This window comes from Polaromonas sp. (assembly GCF_029945925.1).
Taxonomy (GTDB): Bacteria; Pseudomonadota; Gammaproteobacteria; order Burkholderiales; family Burkholderiaceae_C; genus Polaromonas.
In genome coordinates, this window is sequence record NZ_JAQSDN010000048.1 from 163,827 (window position 1) to 180,486 (window position 16,660).

At 64.9% G+C, this 16,660-nt stretch carries 18 protein-coding genes; 7 read left to right on the forward strand and 11 right to left on the reverse strand.

Features of this window, described 5'->3' with window-relative positions; all coding sequences use genetic code 11:
• Positions 1-6 precede the first annotated feature (6 nt).
• From PSV40_RS17185 to PSV40_RS17195, 3 genes are all read left to right on the forward strand, one after another.
• Entirely contained in the window at positions 7-1,206 is a 1,200-nt protein-coding gene (locus PSV40_RS17185; protein WP_300540040.1) for a class I SAM-dependent methyltransferase, read from the forward strand.
• A gap of 76 nt (positions 1,207-1,282) precedes the next feature.
• The gene (locus tag PSV40_RS17190; protein WP_300540042.1) at positions 1,283-2,011 is read left to right on the forward strand and encodes a glutathione S-transferase; all 729 of its coding nucleotides are present in this window, start codon (positions 1,283-1,285) and stop codon (positions 2,009-2,011) included.
• A gap of 239 nt (positions 2,012-2,250) precedes the next feature.
• A complete protein-coding gene (locus tag PSV40_RS17195; protein ID WP_300540044.1) occupies positions 2,251-3,204 on the forward strand; it encodes a PA2169 family four-helix-bundle protein in 954 nt (317 codons plus the stop codon).
• Positions 3,205-3,274: 70 nt separating this feature from the next.
• Here the strand turns inward: PSV40_RS17195 and PSV40_RS17200 are convergent, their stop codons facing one another.
• The 5 genes from PSV40_RS17200 to PSV40_RS17220 form a co-directional block, all read right to left on the reverse strand.
• Positions 3,275-3,724, reverse strand: a complete 450-nt coding sequence (locus tag PSV40_RS17200) for a hypothetical protein (protein WP_300540045.1) — start codon at positions 3,722-3,724, stop codon at positions 3,275-3,277.
• Positions 3,725-3,904: 180 nt separating this feature from the next.
• The gene (locus PSV40_RS17205) at positions 3,905-4,162 is read right to left on the reverse strand and encodes a hypothetical protein (RefSeq protein ID WP_300540047.1); all 258 of its coding nucleotides are present in this window, start codon (positions 4,160-4,162) and stop codon (positions 3,905-3,907) included.
• Positions 4,163-4,265: 103 nt separating this feature from the next.
• On the reverse strand, positions 4,266-4,415 hold the full coding sequence (locus tag PSV40_RS17210) for a hypothetical protein (protein WP_300540049.1): 150 nt from the start codon (positions 4,413-4,415) through the stop codon (positions 4,266-4,268).
• Between the two features lie 168 nt (positions 4,416-4,583).
• The gene (gene ligD, locus PSV40_RS17215) at positions 4,584-7,271 is read right to left on the reverse strand and encodes a DNA ligase D (RefSeq protein ID WP_300540051.1); all 2,688 of its coding nucleotides are present in this window, start codon (positions 7,269-7,271) and stop codon (positions 4,584-4,586) included.
• 23 nt (positions 7,272-7,294) lie between these two features.
• Positions 7,295-8,224, reverse strand: a complete 930-nt coding sequence (locus tag PSV40_RS17220) for a Ku protein (protein ID WP_300540052.1) — start codon at positions 8,222-8,224, stop codon at positions 7,295-7,297.
• A gap of 414 nt (positions 8,225-8,638) precedes the next feature.
• Here PSV40_RS17220 and PSV40_RS17225 point away from each other — a divergent pair, with 414 nt between their 5' ends.
• Entirely contained in the window at positions 8,639-8,845 is a 207-nt protein-coding gene (locus tag PSV40_RS17225) for a hypothetical protein (protein ID WP_300540054.1), read from the forward strand.
• Between the two features lie 55 nt (positions 8,846-8,900).
• Positions 8,901-9,194, forward strand: coding sequence for a hypothetical protein (locus tag PSV40_RS17230; RefSeq protein ID WP_300540056.1), 294 nt, complete (start codon positions 8,901-8,903; stop codon positions 9,192-9,194).
• 133 nt (positions 9,195-9,327) lie between these two features.
• Here PSV40_RS17230 and PSV40_RS17235 read toward each other — a convergent pair whose 3' ends face one another.
• The 6 genes from PSV40_RS17235 to PSV40_RS17260 all read right to left on the reverse strand — a co-directional run bounded on the left by PSV40_RS17235 (position 9,328) and on the right by PSV40_RS17260 (position 14,763).
• A complete protein-coding gene (locus tag PSV40_RS17235) occupies positions 9,328-10,236 on the reverse strand; it encodes a hypothetical protein (protein ID WP_300540058.1) in 909 nt (302 codons plus the stop codon).
• Positions 10,237-10,658: 422 nt separating this feature from the next.
• Positions 10,659-12,251: an alkaline phosphatase D family protein gene (locus PSV40_RS17240; RefSeq protein ID WP_300540059.1), complete on the reverse strand. Its 1,593-nt coding sequence runs from the start codon at positions 12,249-12,251 to the stop codon at positions 10,659-10,661.
• A gap of 220 nt (positions 12,252-12,471) precedes the next feature.
• Positions 12,472-13,065 carry a carboxymuconolactone decarboxylase family protein gene (locus PSV40_RS17245; RefSeq protein ID WP_300540061.1) on the reverse strand — a complete coding sequence of 198 codons (594 nt, stop codon included), beginning with the start codon at positions 13,063-13,065 and terminating at the stop codon, positions 12,472-12,474.
• A 76-nt stretch (positions 13,066-13,141) separates the two neighbouring features.
• Positions 13,142-13,822 (reverse strand): alpha/beta family hydrolase, encoded by a 681-nt coding sequence (locus tag PSV40_RS17250; protein ID WP_300540063.1) that lies wholly within the window; start codon positions 13,820-13,822, stop codon positions 13,142-13,144.
• A 72-nt stretch (positions 13,823-13,894) separates the two neighbouring features.
• A complete protein-coding gene (locus PSV40_RS17255) occupies positions 13,895-14,170 on the reverse strand; it encodes a YkvA family protein (protein ID WP_300540065.1) in 276 nt (91 codons plus the stop codon).
• A 137-nt stretch (positions 14,171-14,307) separates the two neighbouring features.
• Positions 14,308-14,763, reverse strand: a complete 456-nt coding sequence (locus tag PSV40_RS17260) for an RNB domain-containing ribonuclease (RefSeq protein WP_366915042.1) — start codon at positions 14,761-14,763, stop codon at positions 14,308-14,310.
• Positions 14,764-14,901: 138 nt separating this feature from the next.
• Here PSV40_RS17260 and PSV40_RS17265 point away from each other — a divergent pair, with 138 nt between their 5' ends.
• Both PSV40_RS17265 and PSV40_RS17270 read left to right on the forward strand, forming a co-directional pair.
• Positions 14,902-16,341: a rhodanese-like domain-containing protein gene (locus PSV40_RS17265; RefSeq protein ID WP_300540068.1), complete on the forward strand. Its 1,440-nt coding sequence runs from the start codon at positions 14,902-14,904 to the stop codon at positions 16,339-16,341.
• Positions 16,338-16,660: hypothetical protein (locus PSV40_RS17270; RefSeq protein WP_300540070.1), on the forward strand; the 323-nt coding region annotated here is incomplete at its 3' end. The genes PSV40_RS17265 and PSV40_RS17270, both read left to right, overlap by 4 nt.

A 16,660-nucleotide genomic window follows, 5' to 3' on the forward strand; every position in this document is an offset into this window, starting at 1 on the left:
CCTGGCATGAGCGAGCCGGCCCGCATCCATTGGGTCGAGGAGGCCCAAGCACGCTCGGCCCGCTGGCGTTCCGAAAGCGGGGCGGCGCCGCCCAAACGGGTGCAGGTGGCCGACGACACCCTGACCGCGGACGCGGCGTTTCGCCTGGCCAGCGAGGGCACGGCCATTTTTTGGCGCGGTGATTTCCAGAATGCGCGGCAATTGCTGCAGGCCCTGGCCAGGCGCATCGACAAACCCAAAAAGATCAAGAAAGCCAAGGCCCGGGCTGACGCGGCCGCGGTCTCGCCGCTCGATGCCTTCAACCAGCACCGCCAGGCCCAGTCGCAGCGTGCGCGCACGCTGGCCATGCTGGTGCTCGAGTTCGATGGGGCGCATCACATCAACCTGCGGCGGGCGCCGGATGTCACGCAGGCTTGCAGCGAAGCGTATGGCCCGGGCGACGCGGCGCAGGGCAGCTATGTGAGCTCGCTGCGCGAGCTGCTGGGCCTGATCGGCGCGCACGAATGGCGCAAGAAGGGGGTGGAGATCGCCGCATTGGGCGGCGCGCGCATTCACCCCCACTACGGCGTGTTTGCGCCGGTGCGCGGCGAGTACCTGAGCCTGGTGGCCGAGACGCCCTTGCCACCGGCCGCACTTGCCAACAGCCTGGCCTTTGACATCGGGACCGGCACCGGCGTGCTGGCGGCGATCCTGGCGCGCCGCGGTGTGCAGCAGGTGATCGCGACCGACCAGGACCCGCGCGCGCTGGCATGCGCCCGGGAAAACCTCGCACGGCTCGCCCTGGCCGGACGTATCACGCTGCAGGAAGCCAACCTGTTTCCCGACGGCCGCGCGCCGCTGATCGTCTGCAACCCGCCCTGGGTGCCGGCGCGTCCGAGCTCGCCGGTCGAACACGCGGTGTATGACCCCGAGAGCCGCATGCTGCGCGGTTTCCTGCAGGGGCTGGCCGCGCATCTGGCGCCTGGCGGAGAGGGCTGGCTGATCCTGTCGGATCTGGCCGAACACCTGGGCCTGCGTTCGCGCAGCGAGCTGCTCGAATGGATCGCCGCGGCCGGGCTGCAGGTTCTGTCGCGTGTGGACGTGAAGCCGCAGCATCCGAAGGCAGCCGACGCCAGCGATGCCCTGCACGCGGCCCGGGCGGCGGAGGTCACCTCGCTCTGGCGGCTGGCTGCCAGCGCAGAGGGGAAGTCAGTTGCTATGAATTAAATAGCTGCTTGCGCCCATGGATAAAGGGTTTCAGGCATTTTTTACATGAATACCCTGGGTGCGCAAGGAGATGTCCATGGCTTATGAGTTGCACTACTGGCCCACCATCCAGGGCCGCGGCGAGTTTGTCCGGCTGGCGCTGGAGGCGGCCGGCGCCGACTATGTGGACGTGGCGCGCGGTCCCGAAAGCCGGGGGCAGGGCGTCGCCGCCATGATGCATTACCTCGACAGCCCGAAGGTCGTGCACCCGCCGTTTGCGCCGCCCTTCCTGGTGGACGGCAAGGCCGTCGTCGGCCAGACCGCGGCCATCCTGCTCTACCTCGGCCCGCGCCTGGGCCTGGTGGCCAAAAATGACCTGCAGCGCCTGTGGACACACCAGCTGCAGCTGACCATTGCCGACGCCGTGATGGAAGCCCACGACACCCACCACCCGATTGCCACCGGCCTGTATTACGAAGACCAGAAAAAAGAAGCCGCGCGGCGGGCCAGGGCCTTTCGCGAAGAGCGCATCCCGAAATTCCTGGACTGGTTCGAAAGCGTGCTGGCGCGCAACCCCAGGGGCAGTGCCTGTCTGGTGGGCGCACGCCTGAGTTACGCCGATCTGTCGTTGTTCCAGCTGGTGGAAGGCCTGCTGTACGCTTTTCCGCTGACCACCGGGCGCGTGTTGCAGCAGGCCCCGCTGGTGGCCGGCCTGCACACCCGCGTGGCACAGCACCGGCGCTTGGCCGCCTACCTCGCGAGCGAGCGACGCATCCCCTTCAACGAAGAAGGCATTTTCCGGCGTTACTCCGAGCTCGATGGCTGAGCCCGGTGCTTGAGCTTGGGGCCGGCGCCTGCGGCCCGGCATTTTTCGCAGGGCTGCCTTGCACGGCGTCCTCTCCTACAGGCTGGGTTGTCCCCGCCTGACCGCGAGGCCTTGGGGCGCGCACCACGATGGCCTCCTGTACTGGAAAAAACTGCATCAGCAGCAAGTCACCCGGCATCACCGGAGCGGCTATCCAGTCCACAAACGGACCATCCCATTACCCCTGAAGGAGCTTCACCATGTCACTTGACGAACACGACAAGAACCTGAATCTGGACCCCATCACTGACGCCCCGGGCGCCCACCCGGTCGGTACCGGCGTTGGTGCCGCCCTGGGCGGCGCTGCCGCGGGAGCGGCCGCCGGCGCATTGGGCGGACCGGTGGGCGCCGTGGCCGGCGCGGTTGTTGGCGCGGTTGCCGGCGGGCTGGGCGGCAAGGCGGTGGCTGAAGCGGTCAACCCCACTGCTGAAGAAGCCTACTGGCGCGAGCAGTACACCCGGGAGGCCTACTACGATGCAAGCCGCAGCTACGACGACTACGCACCGGCCTACCGCCTGGGCCTGTACGGGCGCAGCAACTACACCGGCACGTTTGACGATGCGCAAAGCGACCTGGCCGTCCATTGGGACAGCCGCAAGGAGCGCTCGAACCTGAGCTGGCCCGAAGCCGAAGCGGCCAGCCGCGCCGCCTGGACGCGGGTGGACGACCAGCTGTCGTCGCGCACCCTCTCCGGCGAGATCGCCGACAACGACGATGTGATCGACACGCTCAACGAGTTGCTGGAGTCCTGCCGCGACGGTGAATACGGCTTCACCGAATGCGCCGAACACGTGAAGGCGCAGGACATCAAAACCCTGCTGCTACGTCATGCCGACGAATGCCGCGGTGCGGCCGCCGAGCTGTCCGCGCAGATCCGCCAGCTGGGCGGCGAACCCGAAGAAGGCGGCACGGCGAGTGGCGCCATGCATCGTGGCTGGGTGTCGGTACGCGGCACGCTCAGCGGTTACACCGACCTGGCCATGCTGGACGAATGCGAGCGCGGTGAAGACGCGGCAAAGGCCCGCTACCGCAATGCCCTCAAGGAGAATCTTCCCCCGGCAATCAGGAGCCTGGTGGAGCGTCAGGCCCAGGGGGTGCAGCGCAACCACGACCAGGTCAAGGCACTGCGTGATGCGCTGAAGACGGCCGACTGACCGGTCGTTTCACCCATAAAAAAAGCTGGCACCCGTGCCAGCTTTTTTGTGTCATGACAGCCGGGTGGTTTCAGTCGTGCTTGCCGTGGCCTTTGCCGTGCCCGTTCCCGTTGTCGTTGCCATGCCGTTTGTCATTGTGTTTGTCGCGCTTGTCGTACTTCTCGTACTTGTCCTTTTTGTCTTTTTTATCCTTGACGTACACATGGTTGGCATCGCGCACCCAGGTTCCGGGCTGGCGGTAATAGCCGTTGCCGCGTTGCTCCCAGCGGTCCGGCGCCCAGCGGTAGCCGTCACGCTTCTGGATCGCGTGACCGCGCACCCAGACATGGCGCTCGCCGGTCCAGGCCCAGTAGCCCGGCGCCCAGACCTGCGCGGGTGCGAGCGCGGGCACGGCCTCGTGCTGCGGCGGGGGTGGTGCGAGGTTGATGTTGATGCTGACCTGCGCGATGGCGGGGGCTGCAGCAGCGCCGGCCAGCACGATGGCCAGCATGATTTTTTTGAGCGAGTGGTTGATGATCATGAAGATCTCCTTGTGTTTGTTGATGCGAGTGTGGGGGGGGGCCCGCAGCGCCTTACCGCACGGCACGTAAAGTTGCGTCTGCTGCGGATGCGAAGCTGTAAAGTTTTGTGCGAGACCTGGATTTGCTATTGATTCAATAGCTGGTTGCGCAGACCGGATGAGGGCTAGATCGTGATTTGACTAGTTTTTCAGCCTGCTGCCGCAGTCCACCTGGGCGTTGAGTGCGACGCCTTCCGCGCCATAACTGCTGTCGGTCACCTTGCAGTTTGAGGCCTTTTCAATCGCCCGGACCAGGTTGGTCTTTTTCTGGGGGCCGTCCGGCAGGTGGCGCGGCGCTTGCGCCGACCAGGTGCTGGCCGTGATCTGCTCGACCCGGTAGGCATCGCCGTCGAGCTGCACGGTTTGCGGCGGCGACTCCAGCTGGGAGCCCGGCGCCACGCATCCGGACAACAGGGCGGCCAGGCAGGCCAGAGCCAGCCCGGTTGCAGGTCTGTGCCAGGGATCCCGGGGAGAGGAGGGAGAGGAGGGAGAGCAGGAAATTTCAGATTTCAAAGGAGTAACTTTGGTGGTTGTTCATCGCCGCCTTGGGCTGGGGCACCAGCGATGGTTTGTCGGGCACCGTCGACTGCGGGCATCCGGTGAGCAGGGTCAGTGCAAAAAGTACAGGCAGTGCCGTCAAAAAATGCTTCATGGTGTGTTCCCGAAAAAATCATCGAGCGTCCAAACCGCCGGCTGCTCTGGGCGCAAGCTGCAAGCCGCCGGTACCTGGCACAAAGATACGCAGGGACAGGCCGCGCGCGAAGCGGGCTGCAACCCGGGCGTCTGTCAGGAAGGCGCGCTTGAGCTTGTCAAGGCGGTCCTACACTGCGGCGTCAGGCTTTGCGGCTTTGCCGGTTTTTGCAGCTTTTTTGGCAACTGCCCGCGCCCGGGCCGGCTTCGGTGATGCGACTGGTTTTTCCACCTTGAAGCCGAGCGCTTTCATGGCGGCAGGCAGGGCGCAACGGGCCTGCTCGTAGCCCTCCCAGGGCGAGTTGCCGGTGGCCACACGATCAGCAATGTTGGCCGCCGTCCAGTGTGCCGCGCCGCCCAGGGCGTCCAGTTCGGCCCAGCCAATCGGGACCGACACGCCCAAGCCGGGCCGGGCCCGCACCGACCATGCACAGACCGTGGTGGCGCCGAAACCGTTGCGCAGGTAGTCGGGGAAAATTTTCCCGACGCGGTTGCGCGGCCCGCTTTTGGCCACAAAACGCTCGGGGATCACCGCGGACAGATGCTGCACGATGGCCTGCGAGAAATCCTTGACCGTGTCCCAGCCGAAGGCCGGTCTCAAGGGCACCACCACATGCAGGCCCTTGCCGCCGCTGGTCTTGAGAAACGCCGGCAGGCCGAGTTCCTGGAGCAGGGCATGGACCAGTTGGGCCGCCTCGCGGATCTGCGCCCACGACACAGCTTCACCCGGGTCCAGGTCAAAGGTCATGCGGTCGGGCTCGGCGATGGACCGGGTGGTGGCGTTCCAGGTGTGGAACTCCATGACATTGAGCTGGGAGGCGGCCAGCAGCACCTTCGCCGTGGTGATTTCCAGCAAGGGCGCATGGCCGGGGTCCAGCGCCGGGTCGAGCAGCTTGAGGCCGGGGATGGCCGTGGCCTCGGCGTGTTTCTGGAAAAACAGCTCGCCCTGGACACCGTCCGGCGCGCGCACCAGCGCCACCGGCCTGGCCCGCAGATGCGGCAGGATCAGCGGTGCCACCAGCGCGTAGTAGTGCACCAGGTCGAGTTTGGTCAGGCCGGTCTCGGGGTCCACCACGCGTTCAGGATGTGTGACGCGCAGCGTGCCGGTGTCCGGGGCCGGGCGGATCGTGCTGCGCTTTTTGGCGGCTGCGGTGCCGGGCGATGCTGCAGGTTTTTTGTTCATCTGCATGAGGTCCTCGATGGGCTGCGCCGATTCGCGGCTGACCTTGCGCGCGTCCTTGTCGGTGCGCAGGCCCTGGAACACGGCATGGCGGATGCGCCCGGTGTGGGTCCATTGTGCAAAACTGACCTCGGCCAGCAGCACCGGTTGGACCCAGTGGCCCTTGACCGAGGCGGGCAGCCCGGCAAAAGCAGGGCGGGGCGTTGCCAGCGCGGCGAGCCTGCCCTGCAGGCTCTGCAGGGTGGCGTCGTCAAGCCCGGTGCCCACATTGCCTGCATAACGCAGGGCGCCCTGGTCGTCATACACGCCCAGCAGCAGGGCGCCCAGGCCGGCGCGGGAGCCCTTGGGATCGGTGTAGCCGCCTATGACGAACTCCTGGCGCAGCTGCGTCTTGAGCTTGATCCAGCTCGGCGAGCGGCGCGACACATAGGGTGACGACGCGCGTTTGCCGATCACGCCCTCCAGCCCCAGGCGGCGTGCGGCCGCCAGCAGGTCCTGCGTGCCGGCCTCAAAGGTCTCGCTGAAACGGACAGGGCCCGGCGCCGCCGCCTGTACCAGCGCCCGCAGGATGTTGCGCCGCTCCACCAGCGGCAACGGGCGCAGGTCGTAGCCGTCAAAAAACGGCAGGTCGAATACGTAATAGACGATCTGCGCGGTGCTGCCACTGTCGAAGGCGTTTTGCAGCGCGCCAAAGTCAGGCACGCCCTTTTTGTCATGCACCACGATTTCACCGTCCAGCCAGCCGGAGCGCAGGCCCAGCCGAGACAGGGCTTCCACCAGCGCCGGCAGCCTGGCGCTCCAGTCGTGTCCGTTGCGTGTGAAGCAGCGGATGGCGGGGCCTTCCACGCGTGTCAGCAGTCGGTAGCCGTCGAACTTGATCTCGTAGACCCAGTCCTGGCTGTCGGGCGGCAAGTGCGTGACCAGCGTCGCCAGCTCGGGTGCCAGCGTTTGCGGCAGGTCGTCCTTGATGGCGCCCGGCGGCAGGCGGGGTGTGGTGGCAGTTTTTTTGCCGGCGGCAGCGCTGCGGGTGGACGCGGGTTTGGGTGCGGCCTTTTTGCCGGCCGTTCTTTTGCGGGGCGCCAGCGGCGTGCCGGTGATCACGCTGTCGGGCAGGGCCTGCAGCACATCGTAGTCGGCGGCCGGCCGGGCCGCGTCGTCCTTGTCCTTGATCAGCAGCCAGGGCGCCTGGCGCTCCCCGCCTTTGCCGTGCATGCGCACCAGCGACCAGTGGCCCTTGAGTTTTTCGCCCTGCAACTCGAACTTGAGTTTGCCGTTCTGAAGTCCCGCCACCGGGTCGCCGGCAGGCAGCCAGGTGCCGCGGTCCCAGACGATGACATTGCCGGCGCCGTACTGTTTGTCGGGAATGGTGCCTTCGAAGCTGGCGTACGAGAGCGGATGGTCTTCCACCTGCACCGCCATGCGTTTGACGCCGGGGTCCAGGCTGGGACCTTTGGGGACGGCCCAGCTTTTCAACGTGCCTTCGAGCTCAAGCCGGAAGTCGTAGTGCAGCTGGCTCGCGTCATGTTTCTGCACCACGAAGCTGCGGGCCCGGGAGCGTCTGCCCCCGGTGGCCGGCTCCGGCGTGTGTTCGAAGTCGCGCTTGGCGCGGTAGGTCTGGAGCGGGTCATCGGCAGCCATGAGAGGTGTGGCCGGCTTCGGGTTCAGGCGGCGCGGCTCCGGCTCGCGGTGCCGGTTTTGGCGGCCAGCTTGCGGGCCGGCGCGGTGCTTGCGGCTTTAGCCGGTGTTTTTGCCGGTATTTTGGCCGCAGTCTTGCCGGCCGTGCCGCCCTTGTGGTGCAGGCTGCGCTGCAGCAGCTCGGTCAGGTCAATGATTTTTGCGCCCCCAGTGCCGGTTGATGCATCAGACGTTTCCGGCTGCTCGACGGTTTCGACCTTGCCTTGCTTCACCTTCTGCTGGACCAGGGCCATGATGGCATCGGTGAACGAATCCTTGAACTGCTCCGGCTTCCAGGTGTCGGTCATGTCGTCGACCAGTTGCCGGGCCATGGACAACTCCTTCTCGGACAGGCCGGCCGCTTTGGCGCCTTCGGGCGGCAGGTCCAGCTCGTCCCAGCCGCGGATCTCCGTGCCCCAGCGCAGCAGGTTCAAAATCAGCCCGGGCCCGGACGGCACCAGCACGGCCAGGTGCTGCTTGGTCTGTATCACCACGCGGGCAATGCCAACCCTCCCAGTCTTGAGCAGGGTGTCGCGCAGCAGCGCGTAGACCTTTTTGCCCTTGTTGATGGGCGCAATGTAGTAGGGGCGTTCCAGGTAGACAAAAGGGATGTCGGTGTTGGCGACAAAACTCTCGATCTCTATCGTCTGGGTGGTCCTGGGGAAAGCCGCCGAGATCTCGTCGTCGGTCAGCACCACGTACTGGCCGTCTTCATACTCAACGCCCCGGACGATGTGTTCCTTGGTGATTTCCTTGCCGGTCTTCTTGTTGATGCGTTTGTAACCCACCGGGTCCATGCTGCGTTTGTCCAGCCAGTCGAAGTCGACCCCGTTGTCGGCGGTGGCTGAATGCAGCGACACCGGAATGTGCACCAGGCCAAAACTGATGGCTCCCTTCCATAAGGCGCGTGAAGCCATGCCTAACGCCTCCTGTTGCTGCCGGGCTTGCCCGGAAGGTGTTGATGCCTGTTTGCCATGTTGAACGCTCCTATACGCGGTGACCCAGCGTCTGACCTTAATCGGGAGCGCCTGCAGGATGCTGTCGGTGCCCGTCCGCTGCTGCCGTAGGACGACGGCGCAGGGTCACTGCGGATGGCATACACGCCCCATTTGCTATTAATTAGGTAGCTATCTGCGCCCGTCTGTATTGGGCTGGGGGCTTGTTTGACTCATGATTTCGGGGAGCCGGTGGACTCGCGGCCCCGCCCAGACCGGCAGAAGCTTCCACCTGTCCTACAGGCAGCGGATCCTCATGCTGACGCACGCCTGCGTCGCCCTGCGCTAGGCTGATCAGGACTATCCACAACGCCGAGTCAACAAAGGAGAGCAGCCATGAACCATCATCCCGCCCTGTCCGGCCACAAGCCGACGCCAAACAAGCCCAAGGGGCCCCAGCCCGCGAGTGGCACTCAGCAGGCCCTGGCCGAAAAAGCCGCCAACAGCCCGGCCAGCGTGAAGGCACGCATTGAATCGACCAACATGCCCGACAAGCCGCCGCTGGATCACCAGCACACGCCCAACAGTTCGGGCCGGAAATAAAACGGTGGCCCTGTCAGCCTCGCCATCCATTCATCCATTCATTCAAGGACGCACCATGACCAGAAAACTCTCCGCTTTCGTTGTTTCAGCCCTGCTGCTTGTCAGCGGCTCCGCCGTCCTGGCCCAGCCTGCGGCCATGGAGGAGCGGCTGCTCGAACGTGGCGCCGTCGCCGACAGCACGCCGCAGCAGAAATACCGCACCGCCATCAATGAAGCCGGCGGTGGCTACAAGCTGTACCTCGAAGAGTGCGCGAAGATGGCGGCCGCCGAACGCACAGCCTGCCGGCGCGAGGCCAAGGCGCTTTACGACCGCGACATGGCCGCTGCGCGCCAGTTGTTGCGCAAGTAAAAAGTAGAGAGGCAGTGGGGCGCCGCGACGGTGTGCCGCCCCGCTTGCTGGTTCTTGGGCCCGCATTCGCCGCTGTCACAGCAGTTGTCTGGCCCGAACTTTTCGCCCTGAATAGCGGCAGGCAGCGCCGGAATTATTCCGCCGCCTGCTGGCGCCGGTGTTCGCTGCGCTTCATCGTGAGGTAAGCCGTCCGCTCGATTTCATGCAACTGGCGCGGATAGCGTTCGGTGGCGTCAAACCACTGCTGCAGGCGTTTTTCCAGCTGATCGGCAGGCGGCGCCGACAGCGATGCCATGTAAGCGTCAATCGCCAGGTAATAGCGCATGGTGTTGCGCTCCACCGCACCGCGCATGCCGTCCACGTAGGTTTTTTCGCCACCGGCCGGGTTGTCCACCAGGGTGAACCCGGTTTTGCCGCTTCCGACCGTGGCCAGGTAACCCTGCATGGCCATGCGTCCGGCCATGCCGTAACCATAGGAATATTGCAGGTGCATGAAAGTTTTGCCAGCGGCAAGCGGCACCACCCGCAGGTTGATGCGGTAATTGTTGGTCCCCAGCGGGCCTCTGTCTGCATTGAGCTGCACCGCCATGTAGTCCGGCGTGGCGCTGGCCAGCTTGAAGTCAAAGGCCAGGGTGTAGGCGTCCTTGACTTCCTGCGGCCCCTTTTTGCCGATGCTGACTTCCAGTCCCGACGGGCTGCCGTTGCCCGCGGTGGTGCGGCAGAACTTGGTATTGAGGTGCAACATCAGCACATCGCACCAGTTGTCGGGGCTTTTGAAAGCCGCGGTCACCGCCGAAAACGGGTAGTTGATCACTGCGTAGGCGTTGCCGCTCACGGCATTGGCGGCTTCGGTGGATTCAATGACCAGCGGCCTTTGAAACTCGTTGCGCGCCAGCTGGGGGGCGAGGGCTGTGTATCTGGCCTGCAGCGTCGCAGCACCCGAGTCGGTCGGCGTAGCCATGGCGCTACCGGCAAGGGCCGTGGCGGCCATCAGGCCCGCGGCGGCTTGCCGGGAAAAGGATTTTTTGCGTGCTTGAGTCATCGTGACAGTTTGCCTTCCGCAGAGCCTCTTGTTGGCGACTTGCTCCTTCGTCCTACATGAGTTGAGTGCGAGAAGGAAATCAACAGCAGCTTCAAGAAAAAATGCACTTTCACACTTTCACACTCAATCTATGTCGGCGTTCAGAACACCAGCATGTAATTGGTGGCCTATTTGCAAATTTCAACCCGCCGTTTGCGAGAGCGGTTCTTTGGGTGCGGGATAACAAGGTTGGTACCCCGTGCAATTTAGGGTCAGAACTTTCATCAGGAGCACGAGACGCCCGGCCAGGAAGGGTTCTGAAGGTCACCGGCCTGCCGCCCGCGCCCGAACTGGAGAACCGGCCGCTGGCGGCTGCTGCAGCGGGATCGCGGAACTCCATGGACTGAGCGTGCGGCGCGGACCGGCGCTTTGGCCGGTCTGCTTCAGCTTCGCTGCGGTGCCAGTGTTTTGGTATAGAGCGACGCGCCGGCCAGATCTTTCAATGTGACCGTCATGGCTCTGGTTTTGGCATCAATGTCCACCTGGCCAAAAAACTGCATGCCGTTGGTGGGCGGCGCATTCACTTCATTCGGGGCTTTCTGGTACATCACCTGCATGCCAAAGGTGGCGTCGGTTTTGTTGGGCCCAAAACCTCCTGCGTTGAGCGGCCCCGACACAAATTCCCAGAATGGCGAGAAGTCACTGAGCCTGGCCTTGGCCGGGTCAAAATAATGCGCGGCGGTGTAGTGCACATCGGCGGTCAGCCACACCACATTCCTGATGCCGGCGCGCTTGATCTCGCGCAGCAGGCGGGCAATTTCAATTTCGCGGCCCAGCGGGGCGCCGTCGTCGCCGTTGGCACCGGCTTCCCAGCGGTCGCGACCGTCGGCGTCTTTGCCATCGCCCACATGCAGGCTGATGGGCATGTCGGCGGCAATCACTTTCCAGACCGATTTGGAACGCTTGAGGCCGTCCAGCAGCCAGGCAATCTGGGGGCGGCCCATGAAGGCACTTTCGTCGGTCTCGCTGGTTTGCAGGTTGTGGGTGTTGGGGCCACGGTAGCTGCGCATGTCGACCACAAACATGTCCAGCAGGGGGCCCTGCGGCAGATGACGGTACACACGCTCGCTTTCCACGTCGGCGGTGCGACGCAGGGGCGCAAATTCATGAAAGGCCTTGGTGGCGCGCGCCACCAGCAAGGGTACGTTCTTTTCAACGTAACGCTTGTCGGCAGCGAGGTCTTTGGAGTCCGACCAGTTGTTGACCACCTCGTGGTCATCCCATTGCCAGATTTGCGGCACTTCCGCGGCCATGCGACGCACATTGGCATCCATCAGGTTGTAGCGGTAGCGGCCACGGTATTCGTTGAGTGTTTCCGCGACCTTGCTGACCTCTTCGGTGACCACGTTGTTCCACAGGGAGCCGTCGGCGAGTTTGACCTGGGCCTGGATCGGACCGTCGGCGTAAATCGTGTCACCGCAATGCAGGAAAAAGTCAGGGTTGACCTTTCGCATCTGCTCGTAGATTTTCATGCCGCCCCAGGCCTCGTTGATGCCCCAGCCTTGCCCCGCCGTATCGCCGCTCCAGGTAAAGCGCACGTCGCGCACAGCCTTGGTCCCGGTGCCGGCGGGCAGGCGCAGGTGGCCGGCCATGGGTTCAGACAGCACACGCTCGTTATGCAGGTCCTGCAGCACCACCCGGTAAAAAATCTCCTGGCCGGCTGGCAAGCCTGCCAGGTCCACACGCCCGGTGAAGTCGGTGTCGCCCATCAGGTAGGGGCCACGCACACGCGTGGCGTTGGCAAAACTGGCGGTTGTTGACCACTCCAGCCAAAGGCGCGAAGGCCGGTCGCTGCGGGTCCAGATGACGGCGCCGTCGGACTTCGGATCGCCGCTTTGAATGCCATGGGCCATCTGGGGCCGCATGGCATCGCGCGTGATGACGGCGGGGGCTGCCTGCGCCAGGGAAATGCGGGGCAGCGCAAGGGCCGAGCTTCCCAAAACAGTGCTTGCATTCAAAAATTTGCGGCGGTCCATGAAGATTCTCCAGAAGTAAAGGGTAGAGCCCGTACTGTTTTGGACCAACATGTCAGCGCCATGAAACTTTCAGAGGAAAGTGCCCGGTGTTGCTGCCTCGCAGCACGCCCCCTCACCGCTCATTCACTGAACCGCCTGTTACGACGAGTTGTCGGAGCTGTTAGACGACTGAAGGCGCGCTTACCTGTGAGGCCACATCCTCACCCTGTCACCCAGCCTGTCAGCCGTGTTTTCCCTTCTCCCACCCCACGGCCCCGATCGCGCGCTCGGCCACCTCGGCGGCCAGGGGCTCGAGGGTGGTGGCCATCGTGTCGTTCCAGCGGTTCAGGTAGCCGAACAGGGCGATGGCCGCGACGATTTCGACGATCTGCTCGTCGCTGTAGTGTTTCTTCAGCTCGTCAAAGTCCGCTTGCGAGGCTTCGTTGGGCACCTTGCCGGCCTTCAGGGCCAGGCTGATGGCGGCGCGTTCTGCCGGGGTAAACAGCGCGCTGTTCTCGAAGTCCCACAACGCGGCGATCTTGGCGTCCGACGCCTTGTAGATGCTCGACAGGTTGGTCATGTGCGACTGGCAGTACAGGCAGCCGGCCGCATAACTGCTGGCCAGGCTGACCAGCATCTTGGTTTCCTCGGGCACCGTGCCCTCGTACAGCACGGCCTGGTTCAGCGCCATGAAGGCCCGCACGATGTTGGGCCGCCGCACCATGGTCATGATGCTGTTGGGCGTGAAGCCGCGCGTTTTCTTGTAATGCTCGAAGCGCTCGCGGATGTCGTCTTCCTTGATGTCGGCGAGGGGAATGGGGGAGAGGTGAGGCATGGGGAGTCCGGTGTGGCTTGAAGGGGGTCAACGTGTCGGCTAGTTTATAGGCCTGGCAAGGCGTTCGAAACCAGGTTCAGGACTGGTGCTGCTTCATCCAGCAGGCCATGGTGTCGAGCAGTTCCTCGCGCACCTGCGCGTCGTTGCGGCCAGAGCGCACCCGCACATGAAAGGCGTGGTCGGCACCTTCGATGACATGCAGGGTTGCGCGTTTTCCAAGGCTTTCCGTGGTCTGCGTGATCAGGCCCAGCTCAGCCAGGCCGTCGCGCGTGCCCTGCAGAAAAAGCATGGGCAGTTGGATACCGGCCAGGTGTGCCGCGCGTTCGGTCGAAGGCTTGCCGGACGGATGCAGCGGAAAACCCACCAGCACAATGCCCTGTACACCGGGCAGCGGCTCAAGCGCCTGCGCCTGCGTCGTCATGCGCCCGCCGTAGGACTTGCCGCCGGCAAACAACGGCACTCCGGGCAACTGCCGCGACGCTTGCGCCACCGCGGCCCGAACGACCGCGTGTGCCACGGCTGGCGAGTCCGGGCGTTTGGAGCCCTGTTCCATGTACGGAAAGTTATAGCGCAGTGTCGCGATGCCGCGCTCTGCCAGCCCTTGGGCGATCTCCCCCATGAAGGCGTGGTCCATGCCCGCGCCGGCACCGTGGGCGAACATATAACAAACTTCGGCCCTGGCCGGCACCTGAAGCAGGCCGGAGGTGGTGCCGCCTGAGGGGAGGGGGATGGTCAGGGAAGCAGGGCGGGTGGGCATGAGCGCAGGCTTGGTGATTGCAAAGGGTTGAGCCTCGTCAGGCAATCCCCCATTACACCAGCGCGCAGGCGCTCAACCCGCGCTGCGTTTTGACGCGGGCTCGGTCATCCCCGGCGGCAGGCGCTTGAGCAGCCAGTGGATGGCCAGCGGCACCAGCACCAGGTCATCCATCACGCCAACAAAGGGCAGCACATCGGGGATCAGATCGATGGGCGAGAACAGGTAGAGCGCAATCGCCGCCGTGCCCCACTTCAGCCAGCCCGGCGCCTGGGGATGGCGCAACGCAAACCACAGTTGCCGTGCATCGCCGCGCAGCAGAACCCACAGCAGGGTCAGGCGTTTGAACATGGAAGCTCCTTGGGATAGGGGGAAGGGCGCAGGCCCCGCGGACCGCTTTGACGCAGATGGCGCTGCATGCCCCCAGTGCAAGGGCTTTCACAGGGCTTTACATTCACCCGCCAATGCTCGCCAGGGTTGGGCGCGTCTCAGGCGCGCTCAAAGTCGATGAAGCTTTTTTCTGCATCCACCGCCACCAGCCTGACGCGTGCCGTGTCGCCCACGTCCAGCCCTTCAAACCCCCGCACGACCCGGCCCTCCAGCAAAGGGCTGCTGATGCGCACAAACGTGCCCTTGGCCGCCGCGCCCGTCACGAGGGCGTCGAACACATCGCCGATACGCCCGTGCAGCAACCAGGCGCCTGCGGCCTTGAGCACCTGGCGCTCGATGCGGTCCCATCGGCGCGGCGCCTGCAAAAACCGGCGTATCGACGGGAAACCCTTGTCCACCAGAAAGCGCGCCGTCGCGCCGTTGGTGGCAATCATCAGGTCGGCAATCAAATCCTTGGCCCGGTTTTTCTCGTCAGGCTGCAGGTCGACCAGTTGGCCGTCCCTGAATACCGGGCGCGCGGCGATGGTGTTGACATTGAGCGCGCCGCGCGAGATGGGTGGGGTCCATGGTGATTGGTTTGTGAGGTCGCCTCACTGTACCCGCTGGTGAGGTCCCGCTACGAATGCGCTTCTTACGCAAACGTGGGCCCGCCTCCTACAGCATCGGCCCACTGCGATCCCCACCATTGCTCGATGATATTTGAACGCATAAAGACACCCGGCATCGCGCACGTCGCGTACCTGATCGGTAACCAGGGAGAGGCCGCGGTGGTCGATCCGCGCCGAGACGTCGACGAGTACCTGACTCTGGCGCGCAAACACAAGCTGACGATCAAGTACGCGATCGAGACCCATCGCCAGGAGGATTTCGTGATGGGCTCGGCCGAGCTGGCGCGCCAGTGCGGTGCAAAGGTGGTCAACGGGCGCCACACGGCCTTTGGCCACGGCGACATCCGGCTCGACGACGGCGAGGGGTTCGAGATTGCCAAGGGCATCCGGATCGTCGCGCTGCACACGCCCGGCCACACGCCTGAGAGCATGTGTTACGCGGTCCACCTGGACGACGCGCCCGACCATGCGTGGGCGGTGTTCACCGGCGACACGCTCTTCATCGGCGAGGCCGGTCGGACCGACCTGACAGATCCCTCGCAGACCGCCGAGCACGCCGCTCAACTCTACGATGCGGTGCACACCAAGCTCCTGCCCCTGGGCGACCAGACGATCGTGCTGCCTGCGCACGGCGCAGGGTCGGTCTGCGGGGGCAACATCGCGGAACGCGACGATTCGACGATCGGACTGGAGCGTCACTACAACCCGGTGTTCGTGCGTTCGCGGGATGTGTTCGTGCAGGGCAAGCTGGACGAACGTATCCCGCGCCCGCCTTACTTCCGGCACATGGAGCAGGTCAACTCGAAGGGTGGGATGGGCCCGCCCCTTTCGGCCGGCGCCGTGCGGGTGCTGCAACCCAAGGACTTCCAGGCGGAGAGCCGCCGCGGGGTCGTGTTTGATCTCCGCCTGCCGGAGGCCTTTGCCGGCGGTCACGTGCCCGGCTCCTACAGCATCTGGGCCAACGGGCTGCCGGTCTTCGCCGGCTGGGTCGCCGAACCCGGGACGCCGATCTATCTGGTGGTTGACGATGCGGAGACGGCGCTGGACGACGCAGTGAAGGCGCTCGGTCGGGTCGGCCTCGACCACGTCAAAGGGGTGCTCGCGGGCAGCTTCGAAGCTTGGCGCGACCACGGGTTGCCGATGGCCGGTGTGGGCACCGTCGAGCCCGGCCGCGTCGATGCCGACGCCGGGCGGCGCGACCTGCGCGTGCTCGACGTGCGCGATGACCACGAGTTCGAGAGCGAGGGGCACATTCCCGGCGCCTCGCACCTGTACGTCGGCTACGTTGAGCAGGAGCTCGACCGGCTGCTTCCGTCATTCGATCCCGATGCCGCGCTGGTCGTCACCTGCGGCGTCGGCCACCGCGCGAGCCTGGCGGCCAGCATGCTGCTGCGCTGCGGCGCGCGCGACGTGCGCAACCTGCTCGGCGGCATGGACGCGTGGAAGCGACTGGAGCGGCCCATGGACTTCGGCGCCTCCGAGCTCTCGGTGACGACGCCCGACTTGGAGGGCCCGCGGCTATGAGCACACATCGCCACCATAAGGGCTTCGGCGCCGCAATCGATCGCGGCCCGTCGCCCTACCTGATCGGGGCCGCTATCGGGCTGCTCAATATCGCCGCCTTCGCGGCCTTCCACAAGGGTATCGGCGTCAGTGGGGCCTACGAGAGCTCTGCTGCGCTGGCCGCGCGCCGGCTGGCCCCGGATGCCGCGCACGTGAACGACTACGTCAAGGCCCGCAAGGAAGCGCCGAAGTTTAATTGGGAGTCGTGGCTGGTGCTCGGCACCATCCTCGGCGGCTTGGCGGCCGCGCGGACGCCAGGCGGCAACGACGCTGCATGGGT